The 21,789-nt window shown below is 42.3% G+C and carries 21 protein-coding genes; 12 read left to right on the top strand and 9 right to left on the bottom strand.

All coding sequences use genetic code 11. From position 1 onward, the window contains the following. The 3 genes from ACF8FD_RS07730 to rimI form a co-directional block, all read left to right on the top strand. The coding region (locus ACF8FD_RS07730; protein ID WP_392453314.1) for an EF-Tu/IF-2/RF-3 family GTPase at window positions 1-705 on the top strand (705 nt) is incomplete at its 5' end. A 293-nt stretch (window positions 706-998) separates the two neighbouring features. Continuing rightward, the gene (locus ACF8FD_RS07725; protein WP_392453315.1) at window positions 999-1,880 is read left to right on the top strand and encodes a metal-dependent hydrolase; all 882 of its coding nucleotides are present in this window, start codon (window positions 999-1,001) and stop codon (window positions 1,878-1,880) included. Between the two features lie 105 nt (window positions 1,881-1,985). Next, on the top strand, window positions 1,986-2,444 hold the full coding sequence (gene rimI, locus ACF8FD_RS07720) for a ribosomal protein S18-alanine N-acetyltransferase (protein WP_234303989.1): 459 nt from the start codon (window positions 1,986-1,988) through the stop codon (window positions 2,442-2,444). Window positions 2,445-2,473: 29 nt separating this feature from the next. On the opposite strand, the gene ACF8FD_RS07715 is transcribed toward rimI, so the two are convergent. The 3 genes from ACF8FD_RS07715 to trxB all read right to left on the bottom strand — a co-directional run bounded on the left by ACF8FD_RS07715 (window position 2,474) and on the right by trxB (window position 5,082). Next, window positions 2,474-3,289 carry an arginyltransferase gene (locus tag ACF8FD_RS07715; protein WP_178927773.1) on the bottom strand — a complete coding sequence of 272 codons (816 nt, stop codon included), beginning with the start codon at window positions 3,287-3,289 and terminating at the stop codon, window positions 2,474-2,476. 21 nt (window positions 3,290-3,310) lie between these two features. After that, window positions 3,311-4,042, bottom strand: a complete 732-nt coding sequence (gene aat, locus ACF8FD_RS07710; RefSeq protein ID WP_010326005.1) for a leucyl/phenylalanyl-tRNA--protein transferase — start codon at window positions 4,040-4,042, stop codon at window positions 3,311-3,313. Window positions 4,043-4,128: 86 nt separating this feature from the next. After that, a complete protein-coding gene (trxB, locus tag ACF8FD_RS07705; protein WP_062034248.1) occupies window positions 4,129-5,082 on the bottom strand; it encodes a thioredoxin-disulfide reductase in 954 nt (317 codons plus the stop codon). A 295-nt stretch (window positions 5,083-5,377) separates the two neighbouring features. Between trxB and ACF8FD_RS07700 the strand changes: the two genes are divergently transcribed. Together ACF8FD_RS07700 and ACF8FD_RS07695 are read left to right on the top strand one after the other, a co-directional pair. After that, on the top strand, window positions 5,378-8,470 hold the full coding sequence (locus ACF8FD_RS07700) for a DNA translocase FtsK (protein ID WP_392453313.1): 3,093 nt from the start codon (window positions 5,378-5,380) through the stop codon (window positions 8,468-8,470). Between the two features lie 56 nt (window positions 8,471-8,526). After that, window positions 8,527-9,432, top strand: coding sequence for an AEC family transporter (locus ACF8FD_RS07695; protein WP_392453312.1), 906 nt, complete (start codon window positions 8,527-8,529; stop codon window positions 9,430-9,432). 53 nt (window positions 9,433-9,485) lie between these two features. Here the strand turns inward: ACF8FD_RS07695 and ACF8FD_RS07690 are convergent, their stop codons facing one another. The 6 genes from ACF8FD_RS07690 to ACF8FD_RS07665 all read right to left on the bottom strand — a co-directional run bounded on the left by ACF8FD_RS07690 (window position 9,486) and on the right by ACF8FD_RS07665 (window position 13,899). Continuing rightward, window positions 9,486-9,773 (bottom strand): PA4642 family protein, encoded by a 288-nt coding sequence (locus ACF8FD_RS07690; RefSeq protein ID WP_392453311.1) that lies wholly within the window; start codon window positions 9,771-9,773, stop codon window positions 9,486-9,488. A 121-nt stretch (window positions 9,774-9,894) separates the two neighbouring features. Then, window positions 9,895-10,167, bottom strand: a complete 273-nt coding sequence (minE, locus tag ACF8FD_RS07685) for a cell division topological specificity factor MinE (RefSeq protein ID WP_004694905.1) — start codon at window positions 10,165-10,167, stop codon at window positions 9,895-9,897. Between the two features lie 2 nt (window positions 10,168-10,169). Beyond that, window positions 10,170-10,982 (bottom strand): septum site-determining protein MinD, encoded by an 813-nt coding sequence (gene minD, locus ACF8FD_RS07680; RefSeq protein WP_010326008.1) that lies wholly within the window; start codon window positions 10,980-10,982, stop codon window positions 10,170-10,172. Window positions 10,983-11,051: 69 nt separating this feature from the next. Next, window positions 11,052-11,783 carry a septum site-determining protein MinC gene (gene minC, locus ACF8FD_RS07675; RefSeq protein ID WP_287167037.1) on the bottom strand — a complete coding sequence of 244 codons (732 nt, stop codon included), beginning with the start codon at window positions 11,781-11,783 and terminating at the stop codon, window positions 11,052-11,054. Between the two features lie 123 nt (window positions 11,784-11,906). Next, a complete protein-coding gene (locus tag ACF8FD_RS07670) occupies window positions 11,907-12,956 on the bottom strand; it encodes a hypothetical protein (RefSeq protein WP_078426384.1) in 1,050 nt (349 codons plus the stop codon). A 10-nt stretch (window positions 12,957-12,966) separates the two neighbouring features. Further along, complete coding sequence (locus ACF8FD_RS07665) at window positions 12,967-13,899, bottom strand: acyltransferase (RefSeq protein ID WP_392453310.1); 933 nt, start codon at window positions 13,897-13,899, stop codon at window positions 12,967-12,969. A 257-nt stretch (window positions 13,900-14,156) separates the two neighbouring features. On the opposite strand from ACF8FD_RS07665, the gene ACF8FD_RS07660 reads away from it, so the two are divergent. The 7 genes from ACF8FD_RS07660 (at window position 14,157) to ACF8FD_RS07630 (ending at window position 21,754) form a co-directional block, all read left to right on the top strand. Beyond that, a complete protein-coding gene (locus ACF8FD_RS07660) occupies window positions 14,157-14,807 on the top strand; it encodes an OmpA family protein (protein WP_110974843.1) in 651 nt (216 codons plus the stop codon). Between the two features lie 127 nt (window positions 14,808-14,934). Next, window positions 14,935-16,974 carry a UvrD-helicase domain-containing protein gene (locus ACF8FD_RS07655; protein ID WP_004694892.1) on the top strand — a complete coding sequence of 680 codons (2,040 nt, stop codon included), beginning with the start codon at window positions 14,935-14,937 and terminating at the stop codon, window positions 16,972-16,974. Window positions 16,975-17,017: 43 nt separating this feature from the next. Beyond that, entirely contained in the window at window positions 17,018-17,470 is a 453-nt protein-coding gene (dut, locus tag ACF8FD_RS07650) for a dUTP diphosphatase (protein ID WP_004694889.1), read from the top strand. Between the two features lie 196 nt (window positions 17,471-17,666). After that, entirely contained in the window at window positions 17,667-19,094 is a 1,428-nt protein-coding gene (locus tag ACF8FD_RS07645) for a phosphomannomutase/phosphoglucomutase (protein ID WP_392453309.1), read from the top strand. A 10-nt stretch (window positions 19,095-19,104) separates the two neighbouring features. Beyond that, window positions 19,105-20,007 carry an acetylglutamate kinase gene (argB, locus tag ACF8FD_RS07640; protein ID WP_058869034.1) on the top strand — a complete coding sequence of 301 codons (903 nt, stop codon included), beginning with the start codon at window positions 19,105-19,107 and terminating at the stop codon, window positions 20,005-20,007. A 168-nt stretch (window positions 20,008-20,175) separates the two neighbouring features. Then, window positions 20,176-21,024, top strand: a complete 849-nt coding sequence (locus ACF8FD_RS07635) for a class II glutamine amidotransferase (protein WP_281963914.1) — start codon at window positions 20,176-20,178, stop codon at window positions 21,022-21,024. Between the two features lie 274 nt (window positions 21,025-21,298). Next, complete coding sequence (locus ACF8FD_RS07630) at window positions 21,299-21,754, top strand: bacteriohemerythrin (RefSeq protein WP_005400160.1); 456 nt, start codon at window positions 21,299-21,301, stop codon at window positions 21,752-21,754. The last annotated feature ends 35 nt before the right edge of the window (window positions 21,755-21,789 follow it).

Raw genomic sequence — 21,789 nt, 5'->3', positions numbered from 1 at the left:
TTCCCAGGTGATGACACTCCAGTTATCCGTGGTTCAGCTCTTCTTGCACTTAACGGTGACGCTGGTAAGTATGGCGAAGAAGCAGTTGTTGCGCTTGTTGACGCACTTGACACTTACATTCCAGAGCCAGTACGTGCAATCGACCAAGCATTCTTAATGCCAATCGAAGACGTATTCTCTATTTCTGGTCGTGGTACAGTAGTAACTGGCCGTGTAGAAACTGGTATTGTGAAAGTAGGCGAAGAAGTTGAAATCGTTGGTATCAAAGATACAGTTAAAACAACTGTAACTGGCGTAGAAATGTTCCGTAAACTTCTAGACGAAGGCCGTGCGGGCGAGAACTGTGGTGTTCTTCTACGTGGTACTAAGCGTGAAGACGTACAACGTGGTCAAGTACTTGCTAAACCAGGTGCAATCAAGCCGCACACTAAATTCGATGCAGAAGTATACGTACTTTCTAAAGAAGAAGGTGGTCGTCACACTCCATTCCTTAACGGTTACCGTCCACAGTTCTACTTCCGTACAACTGACGTAACTGGCGCGATCAAATTACAAGATGGCGTTGAAATGGTTATGCCTGGTGACAACGTAGAAATGTCAGTAGAATTAATCCACCCAATCGCAATGGACCCAGGTCTACGTTTTGCGATCCGTGAAGGTGGTCGTACAGTTGGTGCTGGTGTAGTTGCTAAAGTAACTGCATAATCATCTGATTGTGTGAAAAAAAGCGCTCCTTTGGGGCGCTTTTTTTATTTATTCATCTTAGCAATTAAGTGATTATTTTAGGGCAAGATACAGCATGCTTTAGTCTTCATCCTAAAAATACCGTAGAAATTTACGCACACTAAATTGTCTAACAATCCACCCTGAAAACTGTCCTAAACTGATATTTTGCTGACCCTAACTGCACTTATGGGCGGAGCCCAATCACGTAAGATAAAAAGACGAAAACAACTATAAGCAGTGGATGTCTTCAGGATATTCATAGGAGCAGAATGATGAATGCGAAGGTAAAAATCACCAACCGTGCGGGTGCGAGTTTCCCTGTACGTCGGATGAACTTTGAGTTTGAAAGCGTACCTGAATATTGGATGAATGGTTCAGCTGGGCTGACCCATTTTATGACCGCGCTATCGGCACTCTTTCCAGCAGGTGAAATGTTTTTTATCGACAGTGTTCGTGTGGTCAGACAGCATCCCTCGATTAAAGATAATGCCGAATTACAAAAAGAAATTTCAGCCTTTATTGGTCAAGAAGCGATGCATACGCAAGAACATGAAGGTTTTAATGCGTCTGCGCAAAAGTATGGGCACGATGTTGCAACACTTGACCGCTATACCGACCGTGCAATTCAAACCACACGTAAAGTGTTTGCTTTTCTAGGCAAGCCTGTGGGTATTACACAAGAGATGGTGGATTTAACAGTAACCACCGCGCTGGAACATTTTACTGCAACTATTGCCTCTCAGTTGTTGGTCAATAACCACATTCAAGAGCTGATGAGCGATGAAACCATGAAAACCATGTGGTTATGGCATGCTATTGAAGAAAATGAGCACAAAGCTGTGGCTTATGATGTATTTGAAGGAGTTTTTGGAAAGGGAATCAAATCCTATCTACTACGAACGGGATCACTGGTTGCAGCCATGGCCATTTTATTCTGCGTGCAGTCGTATTTTGTGTTTCGGTTATTAAAGCAAGATAAACAATTGAACAGGGCTGCGCTGAAAGATATTTATACCTATGCATATAGTCCATCGAAAGGAATTATTACAGGGATGGCACGTGAAATGATCATGTACTTTAAACCAGATTTTCATCCTAATCATCACGACACCGACGCTTTACTTGAGAAGTGGAAGCTAAAATTAGGTTTTTAAGCAGTTTTGGCTCTTTGAGCGATGTAAATCGCTCTTTTTTTTTGTTCGGTTTTTAGCACAAATTTTTTATACTGTGACCTCCACATTTTAGAAAGATAAACGAAGATGATTCGTTTAATGCAAGCTGCGGACTTAAGCCAAGTTGCGCAGATTGAAAATTTAGTTCAAACCCATCCTTGGAGCCTACAACAGTTCCAAGAGTCCATGCAGTCTTATCACAGTACCGTGATTGAACAGGCAGGGCAGGTGGTAGGCTTTTGTATCCTCCAGCCCGTTCTTGATGAGGCCAATTTATTGTTGATGGCCATTCATCCAAGCCAGCAAGGTAAGGGGTTGGGTTATAAGTTATTAGATGCCTCACTGGCACAACTCAAAAACAACCCAATACAAGTGTTCTTAGAAGTCCGTGAGAGCAATCAGGCGGCCATTGCCTTGTATGAAAAGTCCGGTTTTCATCAAATTGATTTGCGTAAAAACTATTATCCTAAACCAGATGGTGGCCGTGAGCATGCCATTATTATGGTGAAATCGTGTAGTGATGACTTTTCCGAGTTATTTAAATAAGAGAAAAGTCGAGCTTCTGTATAACGCCATTATTTAATAATGGCGTTATTCCACCCCGAAGGTAGGGTGGTCATTAAGGAGTTTCCCAGTTGCTGTACTTCCTCGCTGCTCAGACTATGATTGAGTCTGCGCCACTGACCATCAATCAACAATTCTAGCGGTAAATACTGCGATTTATAGTTCATTTTTTCTGAGTGCGGCACCCAATAGCCCAAATACACAAACTGTAAAGCGCGTGCTTTGGCGAGCTCGATTTGTTTTAAAATGGCGAAAGTCCCTAGTGAGCGTTTGTTTTCATCGGGATCAAAAAACGTATAAACCGCAGATAAACCATCATCTAGAGGATCGCAGGTCGAAACACAGATGAGCTGGTCTTGTTTCCAGAGCTCTAAGAAAAAGCTCTCAGTACAGCTATGCACGAGGAATTTATCAAATTGATCACGGCTAGGCGGGAACATGTCTCCATCGGCATGGCGTTTAAAAATATAACGCTCATATAAGTCATAATGTTTTTGGGTGGCGTCTGCAGTGCGGGTAATTTTTAAAGTGAGATCTTGATTGCGTTTCCATGCTTTTTTTTGACTGCTGTTCATTTTAAATTCGCGCACAGGTACGCGGCTAGATAGGCACTGTCGACATAGATGACACTCTGGGCGGTAGACAAAATCACCACTCCGGCGAAAACCCACCCTAGAAAGTTCAGACAGCGTGACGACATCCATACGATGTGCTGGATCGAGAAATACCATCCGAGCTGACTTTTTTTCTAGATAGCTACAGTCATGCGGTGGCGTGATGTAATACTGTAAATCATTCAGTAGGGACTTCGGGTGATACGAATTCATGATAAATCCCTCTATTATTCTTTATTCAGTCAGTCGCGCATTTTGCGCTATTGTTTTACTTGAAAATACACCGTCCTGATACATTTTCCAATCGATAGCGGGTTGATTTACAACATCTTGTAACGATTTTAAGTAGGTTTGCCGAGAAAGTGTACAAGCACCAAGGCTTAACAGATGATCATTGACCAATTGGCAGTCGATCCAAGGCAGCTTATTTTCACGTCCAATCAACATCAGCGTATAAAATGCCATTTTTGAGACATCCGTTTCGGTACTGAACATGGACTCCCCAAAACAGCCGTGTCCAATGCTGACGCCGTATAGTCCACCAACCAAGCGTGTTTGATCCCATACTTCAACACTATAGCCATAACCTGCATCAAACATTGCACAGTAGCCATCAATAATGTCTTCGCTGATCCACGTGTCATCAGCATAGCTGCGAGGTAGTGAGCAGGCACGGATCACTCGTTCAAAAGCCTGATTGATGGTGATGCGATAATCTTGCTTTTTCATACTCCGAATGAGAGTTTTACTGGGCTGATAATCCTGCGGACGGATGATGCAACGTGGCTCGGGGCACCACCAGCAGATGGGCTCGCCTGTTGAGAACCATGGAAACAAACCATGGCTGTAGGCTTCAAACAGGGTAGAAGGGGAGAGGTCTGCACCGATACAAATTAAGCCTTCACCCTCGGGGTCAACTTCAAGCGGATCGGGAAAGATATACTCAGAAGGTGGTAACTGCTGCATAGTGGTGTGTATATATGAAAAAAAATGACTTTAAGATCATACATAAAAAAACCGCCTATGGAAGGCGGTCTTTTTCAAGGCTCAGATTATTCGCCTAAAGCATCCAAATACTTTTCTGCATCTAGCGCAGCCATACAGCCAGAACCTGCTGAAGTGATCGCTTGACGATAAACGCTATCAGCAATATCACCTGCTGCGAATACACCTGCGACAGAAGCGGCAGTCGCGTTACCAGATGTACCGCTTTGGACTTGGATATAGCCATCACGTAAGTTCAATTGACCATCAAACATTGCACTGTTTGGTTTATGGCCAATGGCAACAAACAAACCTTGAACATCAATTTCTTGTGTAGATTCGTCTTGAGTTGATTTTAAGCGAACTGCGGTTACACCTGTGTTGTCACCTAAAACCTCATCTACTTGATGGTTCCAAATGATGCTGATTTTGCCTTCTTTTTCTTTCTCAAATAAATGATCTTGAAGAATCTTTTCAGAACGCAATGAATCACGACGGTGAACCAAAGTCACATGCGATGCAATGTTAGACAAATACAGCGCCTCTTCAACGGCAGTATTGCCTCCACCCACAACCATGACTTTTTGGTTTTTGTAGAAGAAACCATCACAAGTTGCACATGCGCTTACGCCTTGACCCATAAAAGCAGCTTCAGATTCAAGACCTAAGTACTGAGCGGTCGCACCTGTGGCAATAATCAGTGCATCACAAGTGAACTCATCCATGTCGCCTTTGAGTACAAAGGGACGTACAGAAAGATCGACTTCATTGATATGATCGTAGATGATTTCAGTACCAAAGCGTTCAGCATGCGCTTGCATACGTTCCATCAGTGCAGGACCTGTTAAGCCTTCAGGGTCACCCGGCCAGTTATCGACTTCAGTCGTTGTCGTTAGCTGACCACCGAGTTGGATACCCGCAATCAATGTCGGCTTTAAGTTGGCACGCGCAGCATATACCGCAGCGCTGTAACCCGCAGGGCCTGAACCGAGAATAATCAAACGTGAGTGACGAGCGCTCATACGTAGAATCCTTTTTTTATTTAGAAATTTGTGGAATTATACGTGAAACTCTATAACAGTTGTGTGAGTTCAATGTCGATATTATTGATCAATCAAATCGATTTGAGCTATATAGAAGAAATATGCGGTGTAGAGCGGGAAAAAGTGGAAAAATCATCTGCTCGCTATACATAAAGCATTTAAGAATAGTGCATCTTTTTATAAAGAAGAGGTGCATAATATGACGTTTATTGTGAAACTTTTGCTTTAGGTTTCGAACAAAAACATTAATGAAGAATTTGTTACAGGACAGTATATGACTGAGGTGTCGGGTGCTTATGCACAGCGCTTATTAATGACATTATTTTTAGTCTCGTTTGGCATTTATTTGTTCCTTGCTACCGTGACCTATACCCCATTTGATCCGGGCTGGATGCATATATCGAGTGATACCTTGCAAGTCTCGAATGCCAGTGGCGTTGCTGGGGCGTGGATTGCTGACTTACTGTTCGGTTTTTTAGGCTGGGCAAGTCTACTTATTCCTATGTTTTTGTTCATTGAAGCCATTCAAGTCTGGTGGCCGCATAGTTTTTTAAACCGCCCATTTCGTTATGCTGCACAATTCTTTATTTTGCTTGCAACCGCCAGCTTACTGTTCTTGTTTTGGCAAGTTCCAGCGGACACTTTAGACAATGCCTCTGGCGGCATTATTGGTTATGAACTGGGACAAAGTTTGTCGCAGATTTTAACCATTTACGGTGCAACCTTATTTTTGGTCGTGTTTACCGTGGTCTTATTGACCTTGGCTTTCGGTATCAAATGGAACCGTACTTTCGCGACCCTCAAAGCAACTCCTGCGTATTTACAAGATTTATTTTACCGTAATGTGCCTGAAAGCGAGTCTGCCTTTGATCGCACGACGCCAAGTGTGAAAAAAGAAGTGATTGCAACGGCACCGAAAAAGAGTGTTGAAGAGACCGAATTGGTCGAGGCACCAGCCGTGCAAGAGGCATCAGTTAAAGCACCACAGCGCGACTATTCAGCAGAGCATTTGTTTAATGACATGGTGGCCAAAGAGCAACGTGTTCAAGAACAACAGGTGGATGTGGATGATGAAGCAGAACTTGAGCGGACTATAGAAAAAGCGCACCAATTAGAACAAGACAGTCAGCGCGTGGTAGCGACAGGAGAAGTGTGGCGTGCATTAAACTCAGGTGAAGATCAACGTCATAAAAATGATATTGATGCTTTACTTCGTGCTGCCGAAGAAGATCGCCCATTTAGCCCAGAACAACATTTTCAAGCAGTGGTGCAAGATCATACAGCGCCAATTGCTGATCCTCATTATTTCCAAGACGATGCCCCTGCACAGAAGAAAAATGTCGATTGGGATGATGATGAAATCTTTGACGAGCTGCTTGCTGCCGTACCCAATGGCAAAACAGCAACAGATGTCCACAGTCCATTCAATACGCCTGAACCTGTGTCTCATTTACATGTGGTTGAAGATCCAATTGCGGTAGCCGAGGTTGTAAACTCAAGTGTTGCTGCAAGTCCCGTTGCATTACAACCAGCGCCGAGTGGAATTGCAAAAGCACAGCTCGATGAGTTGGATGATTTAGACGAATTCCTTGCTGAAGATTGGTCGGAGCAGAAAGTAGCTACTTCAGATGTACGCACCAGCAGTAGTTATGCGCAGTCATCTGCTTTTGTACAAGCACCTATTCAGCATCACAATACCGTAAGCACAAGTGCTACAGCGGCTGTAGCCAAAGAAGTTTTGTCCAAAGAAGCGTTTATTGAAGCATGGCAGGACACTGCTGGAAAACCGCAAGAAGAAGACGACTTCGATTTTGACGCGCCACTGACGGATGCATCAGGCCGTCCAATGTCTTTGTCCATGCAAGTAGCAGAGCGTCGTCGTGATTTATCACCGCTGCCAGGACTGGATTTACTGGATGAAGTTGACCTCAATAAAAAAGTCAATTTCACTGCGGAACAGCTAGCTCGGTTATCTGAATTGCTTGAAATTAAGCTACAAGAATTTAATGTCAAGGCTAAAGTAGTCGAAGCACAGCCGGGGCCTGTGGTAACTCGTTTTGAGTTGGATTTAGCACCAGGTGTGAAAGCCTCTAAAGTTACCAATATCTCACGAGATCTGGCACGTTCAATGTCCATGGCATCTGTACGCGTGGTTGAAGTCATTCCAGGTAAACCGTATATCGGGATTGAAGTGCCGAATAGCACACGTGAAATGGTGCGTTTAATCGAGTTGTTGACTATTCCTGCTTTTACCGATCCGAATAGCATTCTTTCGATGGCAATGGGCAAAGATATTTCGGGTAATCCTGTCATTGCTGACTTAGGTAAAGCCCCGCATATGCTGGTTGCAGGCACCACAGGTTCAGGTAAATCGGTGGCAGTGAACTCGATGATTTTATCGATGTTGTTGAAATATACGCCGAATGAGTTACGTTTAATTTTGATTGACCCGAAACAGTTAGAACTTGCTAACTATAACGATATTCCACATTTGCTCACCCCAGTTGTGACTGATATGAAAGATGCGGTCAGTGCATTGAACTGGTGTGTGAATGAAATGGAACGCCGTTATAAGCTGATGTCTTTCCTAAAAATTCGTAAGCTTGCGGACTATAACCGAAAAGTGGAAGAAGCGATTGCCAATGGTGAAGAGCTGATTGATCCGACTTGGAAAGCCAGTGATTCGGTTGCAGGTGAGCGTGCACCACGTTTGACTCCATTACCATCGATTGTGATTGTGGCGGATGAATTTGCCGATATGATTATGCAGGTCGGTAAGAAAGCTGAAGAAATGATTACGCGTTTGGCACAAAAGTCACGTGCCGCAGGCATTCATTTGTTACTTGCAACGCAGCGTCCATCGGTCGATGTAATTACAGGTCTGATTAAAGCTAATATCCCAACACGTGTGGCTTTACGTGTGAACTCAAAAATTGACTCACGCACGATTTTGGATGCTGGTGGGGCGGAAGACCTACTGGGTCATGGTGATATGTTGTTCTTAGGCCCGGGTAAAATTGAACCTGAACGTGTACATGGTGCCTTTATTGCCGATGACGAAGTCAACCGCATCTGCGATGCTTGGCGTGAACGCGGCTCGCCAAACTATGTTGATGAAATCTTAACGCCATTTGATGAAGAGCCAAGTTCTCGTGGCTTTGAAGATGGTGATGGCGATCCAAACCGTGATGCACTTTATGACCAGTGCGTATCCTTTGTATTGGAAACACGTAAGGTTTCGGTGTCCTCGCTACAACGTAAGTTTAGTTTGGGCTATAACCGTGCCGCACGGATTGTCGACCAAATGGAAGAAAATGGGATTGTGAGTGCGCAAGGTGCGAACGGTAAGCGAGAAATTTTAGTTTAAAAAAGAAAGCCTGCGGATTGCAGGCTTTTTCTTAATCATTCAGTTTAGGCATAGTCATGCAAATTATTGATGCATTAATTCCATTGGTGGTCCTGATCGCAATGGGATATGTATTAAAGCGTTATCGCTTTTTAACGGTGGAATTTTGGCAAGGTGCTGAGCGATTAAACTATTGGATACTATTTCCTGTGCTGCTTTTTACGAGTCTAGCTACAGTTCATTTTGATATCGGACAAGTCTTGCCTGCATTGGCTGTAGTTTTTGCAGTGACTCTACTGATGAGTTTCATACTGTGGGTACTTAAAGCGATTTGCCATTTTCCTGTTGCTCAGTTCGGTGTGTATTTGCAAAGTCACATTCGTTTCAATACCTATATTGGCTTGACCAGTATGGCTTTGATTTTTGGTGCGGCAGGCATGCAAGTCTTTGCTATGATCATTGCTTTTGTTATTCCTTTGGTGAATGTACTGTCGGTACTGAGTTTTTCTCAAGGGCAGGGGTTGTCTTATAAAAACATTGCATGGTCGGTTGCGAAGAATCCACTAATTTTAGGCTGTATTGTGGGGATTATCTTCAATTTCTCAGGGATACGACTGCCTGAGAGCATTAATCAATCCCTAAAACTGGTGGCGGGAATGAGCCTTCCGCTTGGTTTGTTGTGTGTCGGCGCAGCATTACAGTTTAAGGCTTTGAGACATGCTGGGCGTGCTTTGATTTTAAATACTTTCGGGCGCTTAGTTCTTGTGCCTATTTTGGCTTATATTGGCTGTCGTTTAATGGGTATAGCCTCATTTGAAACCATGATTATTGTGGTATTCTTCTCGTTGCCAACGGCGTCAGCCGCCTATGTCCTGACCAAATACTTTCAAGGGGATAGTCAGCTTATGGCAGCAATCATTAGTTTACAAACGATTTGTTTTGGTCTGACTTTTCCACTTTGGATGTGGTTCTTACAGGGATAAAAATACCAGTTCATTGCATTGAACTGGCATTTAAAAATCAGCATTTTGTGTATTTAAGCAAACTTAGCCAAAACCTCTAAGAAGGGAGCTGCTTGACGTGGATAAGCGGCAATTACGTCTTGGATACGCTGACCTTCTGGATTGGTGGCATTAATGTCGCGACCATCCGTTTTAAATTGGGTGAGCAGACGCTCATAATCACTTGGGCGCATGTGTTTAAAGGCATGGTACAACACATGAAAGTCGCCATTCACACCTTCAGGAGGAAGCTGAGTTAAGTAGGCAAATACACGCTCATCTGACCATTCTTCATTGAACGTTGCTGGCTGAGATAATGCCATAGCAATCTCCTTGCTGGTTTAATCATTAAAAAAGGCAAAATATGGGAGACAAAGAAAATACTTTCTTGTATCTGCGCATATTCTGCCTTGATTCAATTTGCTTGACTAATCAAAAATCAGATTAACGTTCTTCAGGCAAATTGATATTCATTTCAAGCATTTCAATATTCGCTTCAGAACGGACAGCCATTTGAATGTGCTGTTCATCTACACCGCGAACATAGCGATTCACCACTTGCATGATTTCTTTCTTCATTTGGTCGATTTTGTCTTGGCTAAGACGTTTACCTAAACCGCTTTCAGACGCTACGATGACTTTCAAACGATCTTTTGCGGTTTGAGCACTAGACGGTTTTTCATCATTACTAAAAAGCTTACTCCAAAATCCTGCCATGTCTACGCTCCAAATAGTCGTGCTAACCAGCCTTTAGGCTTCACCGTAATATGACGGTAAGGACGTTCTTCACCTAAGAAACGTGCCACAAGGTCATCATAGGCTTGGCCTGCTGCTTCTTCAGTAAAGAGAATCACTGGTTTACCTTCGTTAGATGCTTGTAAAACACTCTTACACTCAGGAATCACTCCCAAAGTTGGCACACGTAAAATATCTTTAGAAATGTCGTCAATGGTTAACATTTCTTGTTTATCGGCACGTTCAGGGTTGAAGCGTGTGATACACAAGTGTTTACGAATACGACCTTCATTCATTTCAACTTTTTTGGTTTTGCTGTCGAGCATACCAATAATACGGTCAGAGTCACGTACAGATGAAATTTCAGGGTTGGTCACAATAATCGCTTCATCGGCATGGTACATTGCTAAAATTGCACCGCGTTCGATACCTGCAGGTGAGTCACAAATAATGTAGTCAAACTCTTGTGACAACTCATCCATGACACGTGCTACGCCTTCATCAGTTAAGGCATCTTTATCACGGGTTTGCGACGCAGGTAAAATATATAAATTCTCGATATCTTTATCGCGGATAAGCGCTTGTTGTAATCGAGCTTCGTTATTTAATACATTGACAAAATCATACACAACGCGGCGTTCACAACCCATGATCAAATCAAGGTTACGTAAACCTACGTCAAAATCGATCACAACAGTTTTGTGACCACGTAGGGCTAAACCTGTTGCAAAAGATGCGCTTGTCGTAGTTTTGCCTACGCCACCTTTGCCTGATGTTACGACAACAATTTTCGCCACCGAATCCACTCCTGTTATGGTTTAAATCCCCTTATTTATCATTTGGGGCTTTTGGTGTTTATTTATAGATTAAAATTCAAGCGCTTCAAATACAAGCTCTTGTTGATCATTTAAGTAAATATGTGTTGGGCGTTTTAAATGCTGCGCTGGAATATCATCTGCAACACAATAGGTCCCTGCAATTGAAACCAATTCAGCTTCTAAAGCATGACAGAAGATGCGTGCAGCGCTGTTTCCGCCCGCGCCGGCAATGACTCTACCACGAGCACTACCATAAATATGTATATTTCCTGAAGCAATCACTTCCGAACCACTGTTAATGCCTGCGGTAATAATGATATCGCCTTGATTTTGAACCAAGCACTGACCCGTACGTAAAATTTCGTCATGGTATGAAGTTGCATGGCGAATGACAGGTACTGCCGCAACGGGTGCATTGATAGAAGCTGTCGCAGCAGGAGCAGGGGCTTCAACCACTTGCTCTTTGGTTGCTTTGACTTCTTGAAGTTGCGAGCTAATACCATGTCCTTGCGCAGGAATCACGGGGAATTGAATGGCACGGGCTTGTTCCGCCAAAATTCCTTCTTGTACTGCCATTGGCTGTACATCTAGATCCAGCAATAATTGAATCAAGGAAATTAATTCTTGCTCAACGCTACTTTCCAGAACAACTAACGCCCCAGCAGTCGATGCATTTTGTAATGTTTTACTTAATTGCTGTCGGATTGCATCATGATCATTGGTGTCAAGGGTAATGCGAATCGCATTGACCATTCTGCCAGTTATCCGGATATCAGCCATAATTTTTCCTTAAGACTTCTCAGATTTATTTTTTACTAAAGAAGTGATGTTGTAAATAGAGCAAATCCTAGAACAAAATGAAGGATTGCACTAGCTGCGTTTGTAATATTTTTACCTTAATGCTTATTCTTTGGCTTGATCATCTTTTTCAAGCTCTTCTAACCACTGTTTCACCTTAACTTGCTTGCGAATGGCATCTAAGCTTTCATAGACAACAGACTCAACCAACTGTTCCAAAGACTGATTATCGATTTTTAAATCACTGACTTTTTCAGCTATCAAGCGATAGGTAGCATTGGGCTGTGCAGAATTTCCAGTTACCATTGGTTCCAGTAAACCTTGTGTGATGTTTTCACCGAGTCTTTGTCCGATACTTTGAATTTGTTGTTCAATTCTTCCCCCCACAATTGGTATTAAACGTAGTAATTGGGTGAGTTCAGGGGTATCTTCAATCGCACGATTGACAATCAGACCGACATTTTGGGCAATGAAATACTGTCGCTGTTTCAGTTCAGTGGCGAGAGATTCTTGTAAAATTTCAGCCAATGCCTGTGCAAATAAAGCACGATGATGATCGACCAGATCATGGATAATTTTTTTATGGGTCGAACTGGTATTTAATTCGTGCTTCACTCCATCCAATACAGTAATCACGACGCGGTCAGAGAGCTCTTCCATCACCACGCGGTAGTAAAATTTGGCTTTGGCTTGTACCGACTCAGGAATCACGTTATAGCCTAATTCATGCAGTCGAAAAGCAATCACTCCCGCGCGGAATAATCTTAAAAAGCGTAAATGAGGGATAATTGCTAAAATTTCGTACCAATGAATAAAGGGAAAGAAAAACCAGCGACGATGGTGTCGATACACGATGGCAATGCCCCAACGCACCAATAATTCAGTAATCAAGAACAGAATAAACCAAGCTTCTGTGGTGATGACCCACGGATGCAAATGCTCACGATAGAAGCTTAAGACACTTTCTAGGTGAATGGCATGGAAAAACCATCCACCGATATTGCTCATGATAAAAAAATTAGCACACAAACAAAACAAGTTAAAAATGATGAGAAACACCATAAAAATGTCATAGATCAAAAACAGTTTGAAATACAAACTTTGTGGATCAACCTGATGATATTTAGACTTTTTGACTTGGTTATTCTGCATCATGCATAGACCCTTACTCGGTTAAATTGGAGGTTGAGTATTTGGCTTTCATTTTTTCAATCAACTGGTCTTTTTCAGTCCAAAGTTGATCGACCCACTGTTGGAATTTTTCTCGAAAGTCTGCATCGTCTTCATAGTTTCCAGCGAGTACCCATGCAGGAATATCAATTTTACGTAAATTGACCGCAATCCGTGGGACTTCCCCGAGCCAAAATTCACTATAGCCAGGCACACCATCGGGATAGACAATGGTCATGTCTACCAACGCATCAATCTCCTTACCCAAAATCCCTAAGGCCAAAGCTAAACCGCCTGCTTTGGGTTTGAGCAAATGTTGATAAGGGGATTGTTGCTGGTCATGTTTTTCTTGGGTAAAGCGTGTACCTTCCAAATAATTTAATAGGGTAAATGGTTGACTCAGTAATTGTTCACAAGACTTGCGCGCTTCAATCATATCGCGTGTTTTTAATGCAGGATTTTTCGCAATTTGTTCTTTACTATGCCTTTTCATCATTGGAAAACCTAGAATTTTAAAGGCTTGTCCGACAAATGGAATAAAAATAAGTTCCCACTTGGTAAAGAAGCGAGTGAGGGGCATACGGGTTAAGCCGAAGTACTGATTGACTGTGGTATCGACCCAACTTTGGTGGTTACAAGTCATCAGATAACGACCTTGCATACTTAGCTCAAGATCTTCATCGACTGAAATATCCCATTGGGTATCAGGTAAAATATGATCAATTAAATAATTGTTCACTCCTAGCCAGCTGTTGGTAATTTGAATATTGGTTTCATCTACTTTTTTTGATTGTTTAAACAGTTTTGTGAGACCAAGTGCCAGTACGGGTGGGCCGTGAAAAAAAGTACTTCCTGTAATGACTGAACCAACAGTTAAACCACGTGTGATTTTTTTTAATAAAGGTTGTTTTTGGTTTGGCGATGACATAAAAATAAACCCTAAAATATAATGCGTTTCGCAACTCGTTCTATTTTCTAAAGGTCAATATAGTACGGGATGATCAAATAGAAAAGCACCAAACATTAACTGTGTAGAAATTGTGACGAAGAAAGCCTTGAAAAGGAAATTTTTTATTACATATTGTAAATAAAAGCTTTATTATTAACAAAAAATCAATGGTCTAGATCATCGTTTTACGACAATATTCGTTCTATAAACAAAACACACAAAGAAGGAGGCATGCGATGCGTGCACTAGCAATTTCCGCAGTCGTTGGGGCAATGGTTCTTACAGGTTGTCAAAGCACTGGTAATAACATTGGTGGTGTAGAATACGATAAAGCTGCATTAGGAACCTTAATTGGTGCTGCTGCGGGTTATGGTATTTCTAAAGGAAACGCAAATACTAGCCGTCAAAACAACCGTGCTGCAGCGATTGGCGCAGTTGTCGGTGGTTCAACTGGTGTTTACCTTGACAACAAAGAGAAGAAACTTCGCCAACAAATGGCGGGGACTGGTGTAGAAGTTAACCGTAATCCAGATGGCTCTGTAGGCTTAATCATGCCGGGTAACATTACTTTTGATACCAACAAATCAAACATCAAGCCGAACTTCTATTCAACTTTAAACAAAGTTGCGCAAACCTTAACTGAAGATAACAAGAGCGGTATTCTTGTAACAGGTTATACAGACAGCACAGGTAATGATTCAATCAACATTCCTCTGTCTCAAGCGCGTGCGCAATCTGTAGCAAGCTACTTGGCATCTCAAGGTGTTTCTACAACACGTATTAATGCACAAGGTCAAGGTTCAGCAAACCCAATCGCGTCTAACGCGACTGCTGAAGGCCGTGAGCAAAACCGTCGTGTAGAAATCAGCATCTACGCAATTCAATAATTTTTATTGAAGACTGAAAAACCACCTTCGGGTGGTTTTTTTTATGACTGTTAAAATATGAATTTGCATTATGCATCTGTAGCGGAGATGACTATAATCGAGCTCGGAATGAAATAGAGGAAAGACTATGTCACTGGCAAGTCAATTAAATGACAAGCAACTTGAAGCCATGAAATACACTCAAGGACCCTTGTTAGTACTTGCAGGGGCTGGTTCAGGTAAAACTTCGGTGATTACCCGTAAGATTGCCTACTTGGTGAAACACTGCGGCATTCCTGCTTATCGTATTACCGCGATGACGTTTACCAACAAAGCAGCACGCGAAATGAAAGAACGTGTCACCAAGCTGCTGTCACGTGAAGAGGCAAAAGGGCTTTCAGTCTCGACCTTCCACACCTTTGGCCTAAACATGCTGCGTTTAGAGCTGAAACACACACCATTAAAAAATAATTTTTCTATTTTAGATGCAGACGACTGTAAGCGTATTTTGATGGACTTGATGCACCGTGACAATTTATCCGGTGCGGAAAGTAAAGAACTGATTGCCAAAGCCATGAAGATGATTTCAGATTGGAAAAACGATCTGATTCCACCTGAGCAAGCACACACCACCTGTGAAACCGCAGAAGATGTTCAGTTTGCGCACTTGTATCAATTATATGAACGTAATTTACGTGCCTATAATGCGGTCGATTTTGATGACCTAATTGTGATGCCGACACGTCTTTTACAAGAAAATGCAGAAGTACGTGAGCGCTGGCAAAACCGTATTCGCTATTTATTGGTCGATGAGTATCAAGACACCAACACCGCACAGTATATTTTGGTGAAATTGCTAGTCGGGGTGATGGGACAGTTCACTGCGGTGGGTGATGATGACCAATCGATCTACGCATGGCGTGGTGCCAAGCCTGAAAACATGGCTTTGCTCAATGAAGATTTTCACAATTTAAAAGTGATTAAACTCGAACAGAACTATCGTTCGACCAGTCGTATTTTAAAAGCGGCCAATACCGTGATTGGTAACAATCCACATATTTTTGATAAAAAACTGTGGTCAGATAAAGGTCATGGTGAAGTAATTCGAGTGATTACGTGCCGCAATGATGACGATGAGTCAGAACGTGTAGTAAAAGACTTAATTACGCATAAACTGATGAATGGTAAAAATTGGAAAGATTACGCCATTTTGTATCGGGGTAATTTTCAAGCACGTGCACTGGAAACACAACTGCGTCAAATGCAGATTCCGTACAAATTATCAGGTGGTCAGTCGTTCTTCGGACGAGCTGAAATCAAAGACGTGATGAGCTATTTGCGCGTCATTATTAATCCTGAAGATGACAGTGCATTTTTACGGATTATCAATACACCTAAACGTGCCATTGGGCCTGTGACTTTAGAAAAGCTGGGTCTGTTTGCACAAGAAAATCATTTGTCTTTGCTCTCTGCGGCGGGTGATCAGCGTCTCACCATGGTGATTCCTAAAAAAGCCACCACGCAGTTAGCGGAGTTTGCAGACTTCATTACCACCTTTACCCGTGAGTTGCTTGAGGATGATGAACCTGTACCGATTATTCGCAAGATGATGGTTGAAGCGGGTTATATCGACTATGTCAAAGAGTCTGCGGCGACGCCTGCGCAAGAAAAAACCAAGCTGGATAATATTGAAGTGTTGTATAGCAGTATTCAAAGTTTGATTAACCGTGCTGAAGATGTTGATGAGAAAAACATTGAAAGTGTAATTCGTAAAATGGTGTTGCTGGATATGTTAGAGCAGCAGCAAGAAGAAGAAGACACTGACAAAGTAAACCTGCTCACGCTGCATGCATCCAAAGGGCTTGAGTTTCCATATGTCTATCTGATCGGTCTTGAGGAAGAGTTACTGCCGCATAAAAACTCGATTGCCGCAGATACGGTTGAGGAAGAGCGTCGCCTGATGTACGTGGGCATTACCCGTGCGCGTCAGGGTTTAACCATCACGCTTGCAGAACAACGTAAGGCGGGCGGTCAAATGAAGCAAATGACACCAAGTCGTTTCTTGGATGAGTTGCCGCAAGATGAGTTGGAATGGCTGGGGCGTAAAAAGAAACTGGCGGGCAATGTCGATCCGAAATTACAAGCGCAGCATTATTTAGATAATTTACGTGCATTGATTAAGCGCTAAATATTTTTTTATTTTAGAAATTTATTGTACTAGGAAAAAGAGAATGAAAGTTCAGGTTAAAGTGTTGGATTCACGTTTAGGCAATGAATGGCCAATGCCAACCTATGCGACAACGGGTTCAGCAGGCTTAGACCTTCGTGCATGTGTCGATGCTGCGACCGTCATCGAACCGGGACAAACTGTTTTGGTCAAAACAGGTTTATCTATTTATATTGAAGACCCACACTTTGCTGGTTTAATTTTACCGCGTTCAGGCCTAGGTCATAAGCACGGCATTGTTTTGGGTAACTTGGTGGGTTTAATTGATTCGGACTATCAAGGTGAATTGATGGTGTCGGTTTGGAACCGTAGCCAAACAGCTTTCAGTTTAGAGCCAGGTGAACGTCTTGCACAGTATGTACTCGTACCTGTGATTCAAGCCCAGTTCGATATTGTGAATGAATTTGAAGCGACAGAACGTGGTGCAGGTGGTTTCGGACATACTGGTCAAAACTAATCTCTCAGTGATAAAGTAAAACAACAAAGCCTCTCCTTGAAAGAGGCTTTGTTGTTTTAATGCTGAATGATCATTTTTAGTTCATAAAAAGTTACAACTCTTTTTTGAATCCTTAGTAAAATTAAACCCAGCGTTAAGCATAACAACAAGGACAGCTGAAAGAGCTGTTGATCTGAATAAATTAGAAGTTAGACCTATGGATTTTCAGCCAAAATTTCCTGCACATATTTTTCGTGCCTATGACATCCGTGGCAAATTGGATGTTATGAGTGCTGAGCTGATTCGTGCCATTGCACAAGCGCTCGCAACTCAATATTTAAAGACTGGGCAGACTCGTTTAGCCATTGGTTATGATGCTAGACAAAGCAGTCCTGCTTTTGCAGAAATTATTTACAAAGAATGTCTTAAACAGGGCTTAGATGCGCAAATCATCGGATGTTGTGCTAGTCCTGTGTTGTATTACACGGCACGTCAGTTTGATGGCAACGGCATTATGGTGACAGCCAGCCACAATCCAAAGTCGGATAATGGGGTCAAATGGATTATGCTGGGTGAGCCCCCTTTACCTGAGGTAATCCAACAGGTGGCACGCGATGCAAATGAATATTTTGACAGCCATGCAGAGATGAACTGGCAAACGTTGCCACATCAGATCGTGCCTGAATATTGTCTGGCTTATCAGGCGGCATTGCTCAATGATATACAGCTCATGCCTCAACCTCGACCCTATAAAGTCGTGGTGGATGGTTTATACGGTTCAGCGGGACGTTGTGCCGTTTTGGTCTTAAAGAAACTCGGCTGTGAGGTGCATGCTTTACGCTGTGAGGCCAATGGTGAATTTCCTGAACATGCCCCCGATCCATCTCACGCCAAACATCTAGATCTGCTACGAAACGCCGTGCAACAGCAGCATGCCGATATCGGTATTGCCTTTGATGGTGATGGTGACCGTGTTGTATTGATTGATGAAAAGGGCGTAATCATTTCAGCAGACCGTTTATTGTCCTTGTTTGCGCACATGTGTTTGGCTGATCATCCAGCACATGAAGTGGTTTTTGATGTGAAATGTTCCACCATGGTTCGAAATACAGTACTGGCCCATCAGGGCATTCCAAAAATGATTCGCACAGGCAGTTCTTTTTTGCGGAAATATTTGGCGCAATCAGAAGGGCATGCAGTATTTGGCGGTGAATATGCAGGGCATTATGTGTTTAATGATGGTCGTGGTTTGGGTTATGACGATGGTTTATATGCCGCACTACGTGTGCTGGAATACTTAAGCTTGAAGCAATGTACTTTGTCGGAAGCACTGGCAGACTACCCAGAACGTGCCAGTACAGAGGATATTTATATCAGCACCCATCAGATTTCACCCGCGCTGGTTTTAGCGAATGTGGAAAAACAAAGTCAGCACTTTCAAGCGGAAATGAGTAAAATTGATGGCGTAAGACTTGATTTTGAGGATGGATTTGGCATTATTCGAGCATCGAATACAGGTGAGTATTTTACCGTACGTTTCGACGCGGACAGTGATCAGCGGCTCCATCAAATTCGCCATAACTTTGTGCACATGCTGACGGCAGATTATCCGCAGATTGCACAAGACCTATTAGACGCCCATTAAGGAGAGGCACATGCCACATCAACATACTGGCCTCGACAAAGCACAAGTCCTGACTGAAGCTTTGCCGTATATTCAACGTTTTGCTGGAAAAACGCTAGTAGTGAAATATGGTGGCAATGCAATGACCGATCCTGAGCTTGAGAGCTCGTTTGCACGTGACATCGTTTTGTTAAAAACCGTCGGTTTAAATCCAATCGTGGTGCATGGCGGCGGTCCACAAGTGGATTCGTTTTTAAAGCAATTGGGGCGTGAGTCGGATCGTATTGATGGCATGCGTGTGACCGATCCAGCGACCATGGAAGTGGTTGAAATGGTGTTGGGTGGTAGTGTGAATAAATCCATCGTGAACTTGATTAACCAACATGGCGGTCGTGCCATTGGTTTAACGGGTAAAGATGGTAACTTGCTGCGTGCACAAAAGTTACTGATGGAAAAAACTGCGGAAGATGGCACAGTACAAAAAATTGATCTTGGCCTAGTCGGTGAAGTGACCAGTGTTAAAACTGATGTATTGGAAATGTTTACCAGTGGTGATTTTATTCCTGTGATTGCACCTTTAGGTGTGGATGAAGAGGGTAACACCTATAACATCAACGCAGATTTAGTGGCTGGAAAAGTGGCTGAAGCCCTCGGTGCTGAAAAGCTGATTTTGTTGACCAATATTTCAGGTGTTTTAGATGAAAATAAAAACCTACTTACGGGTCTAACCACCCAAGAAGTTGACCGTCTCATTGAAACGGGCGTGATCTACGGCGGGATGATTCCGAAAGTGGGGTGTGCTTTAGATGCGGTGAAAGGTGGTGTGGTGAGTGCACATATTGTGGATGGTCGTGTGCCACATGCAACGCTGTTGGAGATTTTCACCGATCATGGTGTCGGTACATTAATTACCAATCGCAGTAATAGGCACTAAATATTTTGAAAAGCCTCCTCGGAGGCTTTTTTTAGGCCTATGCATTTTATAAAAATAGTTTTATGCGTGAATGTGTTCGGGTTATGAAGCATTGTGAATTGCAAGCCAGTCAGGACTCATGCACAATAAAACTATCATAAATAAATATGTTTAAATAAGATCAAGATTATGTGCCAACTGCTCGGAATGAACTGTGCAACACCGACTGATATTACCTTTTCATTTCGAGGCTTTTCACAGCGCGCGGGGATTACTTCAGATCACTGTGACGGTTTCGGGATTGCTTTTTTTGAGGATAAAGCCTGCCGTTTATTCGTTGACAATCAATCTGCAGTTGAATCGCCGATTGCTGAATTAATTCGTAATTATCCGATCAAATCACGCAATGTGATTGCACATATCCGCAAAGCGACACAGGGAAAAATTAACTTAGAAAACTCACATCCATTTAGTCGTGAGTTATGGGGACGACAGTGGATTTTTGCGCATAATGGCGATTTGCATGACTTTAATCCTGTACTGTCAGGACGCTTTACGCCAGTTGGTAATACCGACAGCGAACGTGCATTTTGCTATTTACTGGACCAACTGGTGAATAAGTTTGGCTATACCGAGCCAAGTCTAGATCAAGTTTTTGATTTATTAACTGATGTTTCTCCACGAATTGCAGAGCATGGCACGTTCAATTTCTGTTTATCGAATGGACAAGCCCTGTTTAGTTATGCCATTACCAAACTGCATTGGTTGGTGCGTGAGTACCCATTTAAACCTGCGCAGCTGATCGACATTGATGTTGAAGTTGATTTTAGTCAAGTCACTACCGCTGAGGACCGCGTGGCCGTGATTACTACGGAACCGTTGACTCAAAATGAAGCGTGGACAGCCTTTGCACCCGGTGAAATGATTTTATTTCAATATGGCAAAGCGATCCGCCACCAAATGACCCATGTGGAACGTTTAATCCGAGAAGCTAAAGATCCCTCTTTAAAACGCGTTACTAAAGCAGATAAATATTAATTTATTTCAAAATGATTAGAATATGAAAGCATGTTGATAATAATATAAAACATGCTTTTATTTTGGTACATACTTATAAAATAATAAAATTGATTAAATAATAACTGATTCTTTTGGTCGGATTTAAATTTATTTACTTATTTAAAATAAATACTTAAGTTTAATTTAATGAAAATAGTATAAAACCAACCAATTTGATTCACTTTTATTTTTAATTCTAATCGATATGATTAATTCATGTAATTAATCTATTAATTTTTATTGGGTGGTCGGAATGATAATGAAGTGGGTTCCAGAATATAATACTGGTATCGATGTGATTGACGATCAACACCGTCGTATTCTCGATTATATCAATGAAATTGATGCGATTGATGTCAATACTGACCGTGAACGCGTGAAACAGATTTTAGAAAATATTATTGATTACACACAGTCTCACTTTACTTTTGAAGAGTCTCTCCAAGAAGAAGCGGGTTATAAATATCGTGTACCGCACAAACGTGTACATGATTTATTTATTAAAAAAATTGAATCTTATCGTGATCGTTTTGAGTTGGGTCATTCAATCGAAGCTGAACTGCATGAAGTGTTGTCGAAATGGCTGATTAATCATATCCAGCACGATGATGCAGATTATGTCGGTGCCGTAAAAGAAAATATGATGGGCATCATCAAAGAAAAAGAAAAGAAAAAAGGAAAAAATTGGTTTGCTCGTTTCTTTTCATAAGTGAGCCAAACGAGGGATAAAAACAATAAATTTTA

It is taken from the genome of Acinetobacter sp. TYF_19 (assembly GCF_043105125.1).
In the GTDB taxonomy this organism is placed as follows: domain Bacteria; phylum Pseudomonadota; class Gammaproteobacteria; order Pseudomonadales; family Moraxellaceae; genus Acinetobacter; species Acinetobacter johnsonii.
Note: the sequence above shows the minus strand (reverse complement) of the source record. Positions and strands in the feature narration are given on the sequence as shown.

Excerpts from the sequence above, each read along its gene's own strand:
- ACF8FD_RS07725 (WP_392453315.1), top strand. The coding sequence starts at position 999 with ATGAATGCGAAGGTAAAAATCACCAACCGTGCGGGTGCGAGTTTCCCT.
- rimI (WP_234303989.1), top strand. The coding sequence starts at position 1,986 with ATGATTCGTTTAATGCAAGCTGCGGACTTAAGCCAAGTTGCGCAGATT.
- ACF8FD_RS07715 (WP_178927773.1), bottom strand. The coding sequence starts at position 3,289 with ATGAATTCGTATCACCCGAAGTCCCTACTGAATGATTTACAGTATTAC.
- aat (WP_010326005.1), bottom strand. The coding sequence starts at position 4,042 with ATGCAGCAGTTACCACCTTCTGAGTATATCTTTCCCGATCCGCTTGAA.
- trxB (WP_062034248.1), bottom strand. The coding sequence starts at position 5,082 with ATGAGCGCTCGTCACTCACGTTTGATTATTCTCGGTTCAGGCCCTGCG.
- ACF8FD_RS07700 (WP_392453313.1), top strand. The coding sequence starts at position 5,378 with ATGACTGAGGTGTCGGGTGCTTATGCACAGCGCTTATTAATGACATTA.
- ACF8FD_RS07695 (WP_392453312.1), top strand. The coding sequence starts at position 8,527 with ATGCAAATTATTGATGCATTAATTCCATTGGTGGTCCTGATCGCAATG.
- ACF8FD_RS07690 (WP_392453311.1), bottom strand. The coding sequence starts at position 9,773 with ATGGCATTATCTCAGCCAGCAACGTTCAATGAAGAATGGTCAGATGAG.
- minE (WP_004694905.1), bottom strand. The coding sequence starts at position 10,167 with ATGGCAGGATTTTGGAGTAAGCTTTTTAGTAATGATGAAAAACCGTCT.
- minC (WP_287167037.1), bottom strand. The coding sequence starts at position 11,783 with ATGGCTGATATCCGGATAACTGGCAGAATGGTCAATGCGATTCGCATT.
- ACF8FD_RS07670 (WP_078426384.1), bottom strand. The coding sequence starts at position 12,956 with ATGATGCAGAATAACCAAGTCAAAAAGTCTAAATATCATCAGGTTGAT.
- ACF8FD_RS07665 (WP_392453310.1), bottom strand. The coding sequence starts at position 13,899 with ATGTCATCGCCAAACCAAAAACAACCTTTATTAAAAAAAATCACACGT.
- ACF8FD_RS07660 (WP_110974843.1), top strand. The coding sequence starts at position 14,157 with ATGCGTGCACTAGCAATTTCCGCAGTCGTTGGGGCAATGGTTCTTACA.
- ACF8FD_RS07655 (WP_004694892.1), top strand. The coding sequence starts at position 14,935 with ATGTCACTGGCAAGTCAATTAAATGACAAGCAACTTGAAGCCATGAAA.
- dut (WP_004694889.1), top strand. The coding sequence starts at position 17,018 with ATGAAAGTTCAGGTTAAAGTGTTGGATTCACGTTTAGGCAATGAATGG.
- ACF8FD_RS07645 (WP_392453309.1), top strand. The coding sequence starts at position 17,667 with ATGGATTTTCAGCCAAAATTTCCTGCACATATTTTTCGTGCCTATGAC.
- argB (WP_058869034.1), top strand. The coding sequence starts at position 19,105 with ATGCCACATCAACATACTGGCCTCGACAAAGCACAAGTCCTGACTGAA.
- ACF8FD_RS07635 (WP_281963914.1), top strand. The coding sequence starts at position 20,176 with ATGTGCCAACTGCTCGGAATGAACTGTGCAACACCGACTGATATTACC.
- ACF8FD_RS07630 (WP_005400160.1), top strand. The coding sequence starts at position 21,299 with ATGATAATGAAGTGGGTTCCAGAATATAATACTGGTATCGATGTGATT.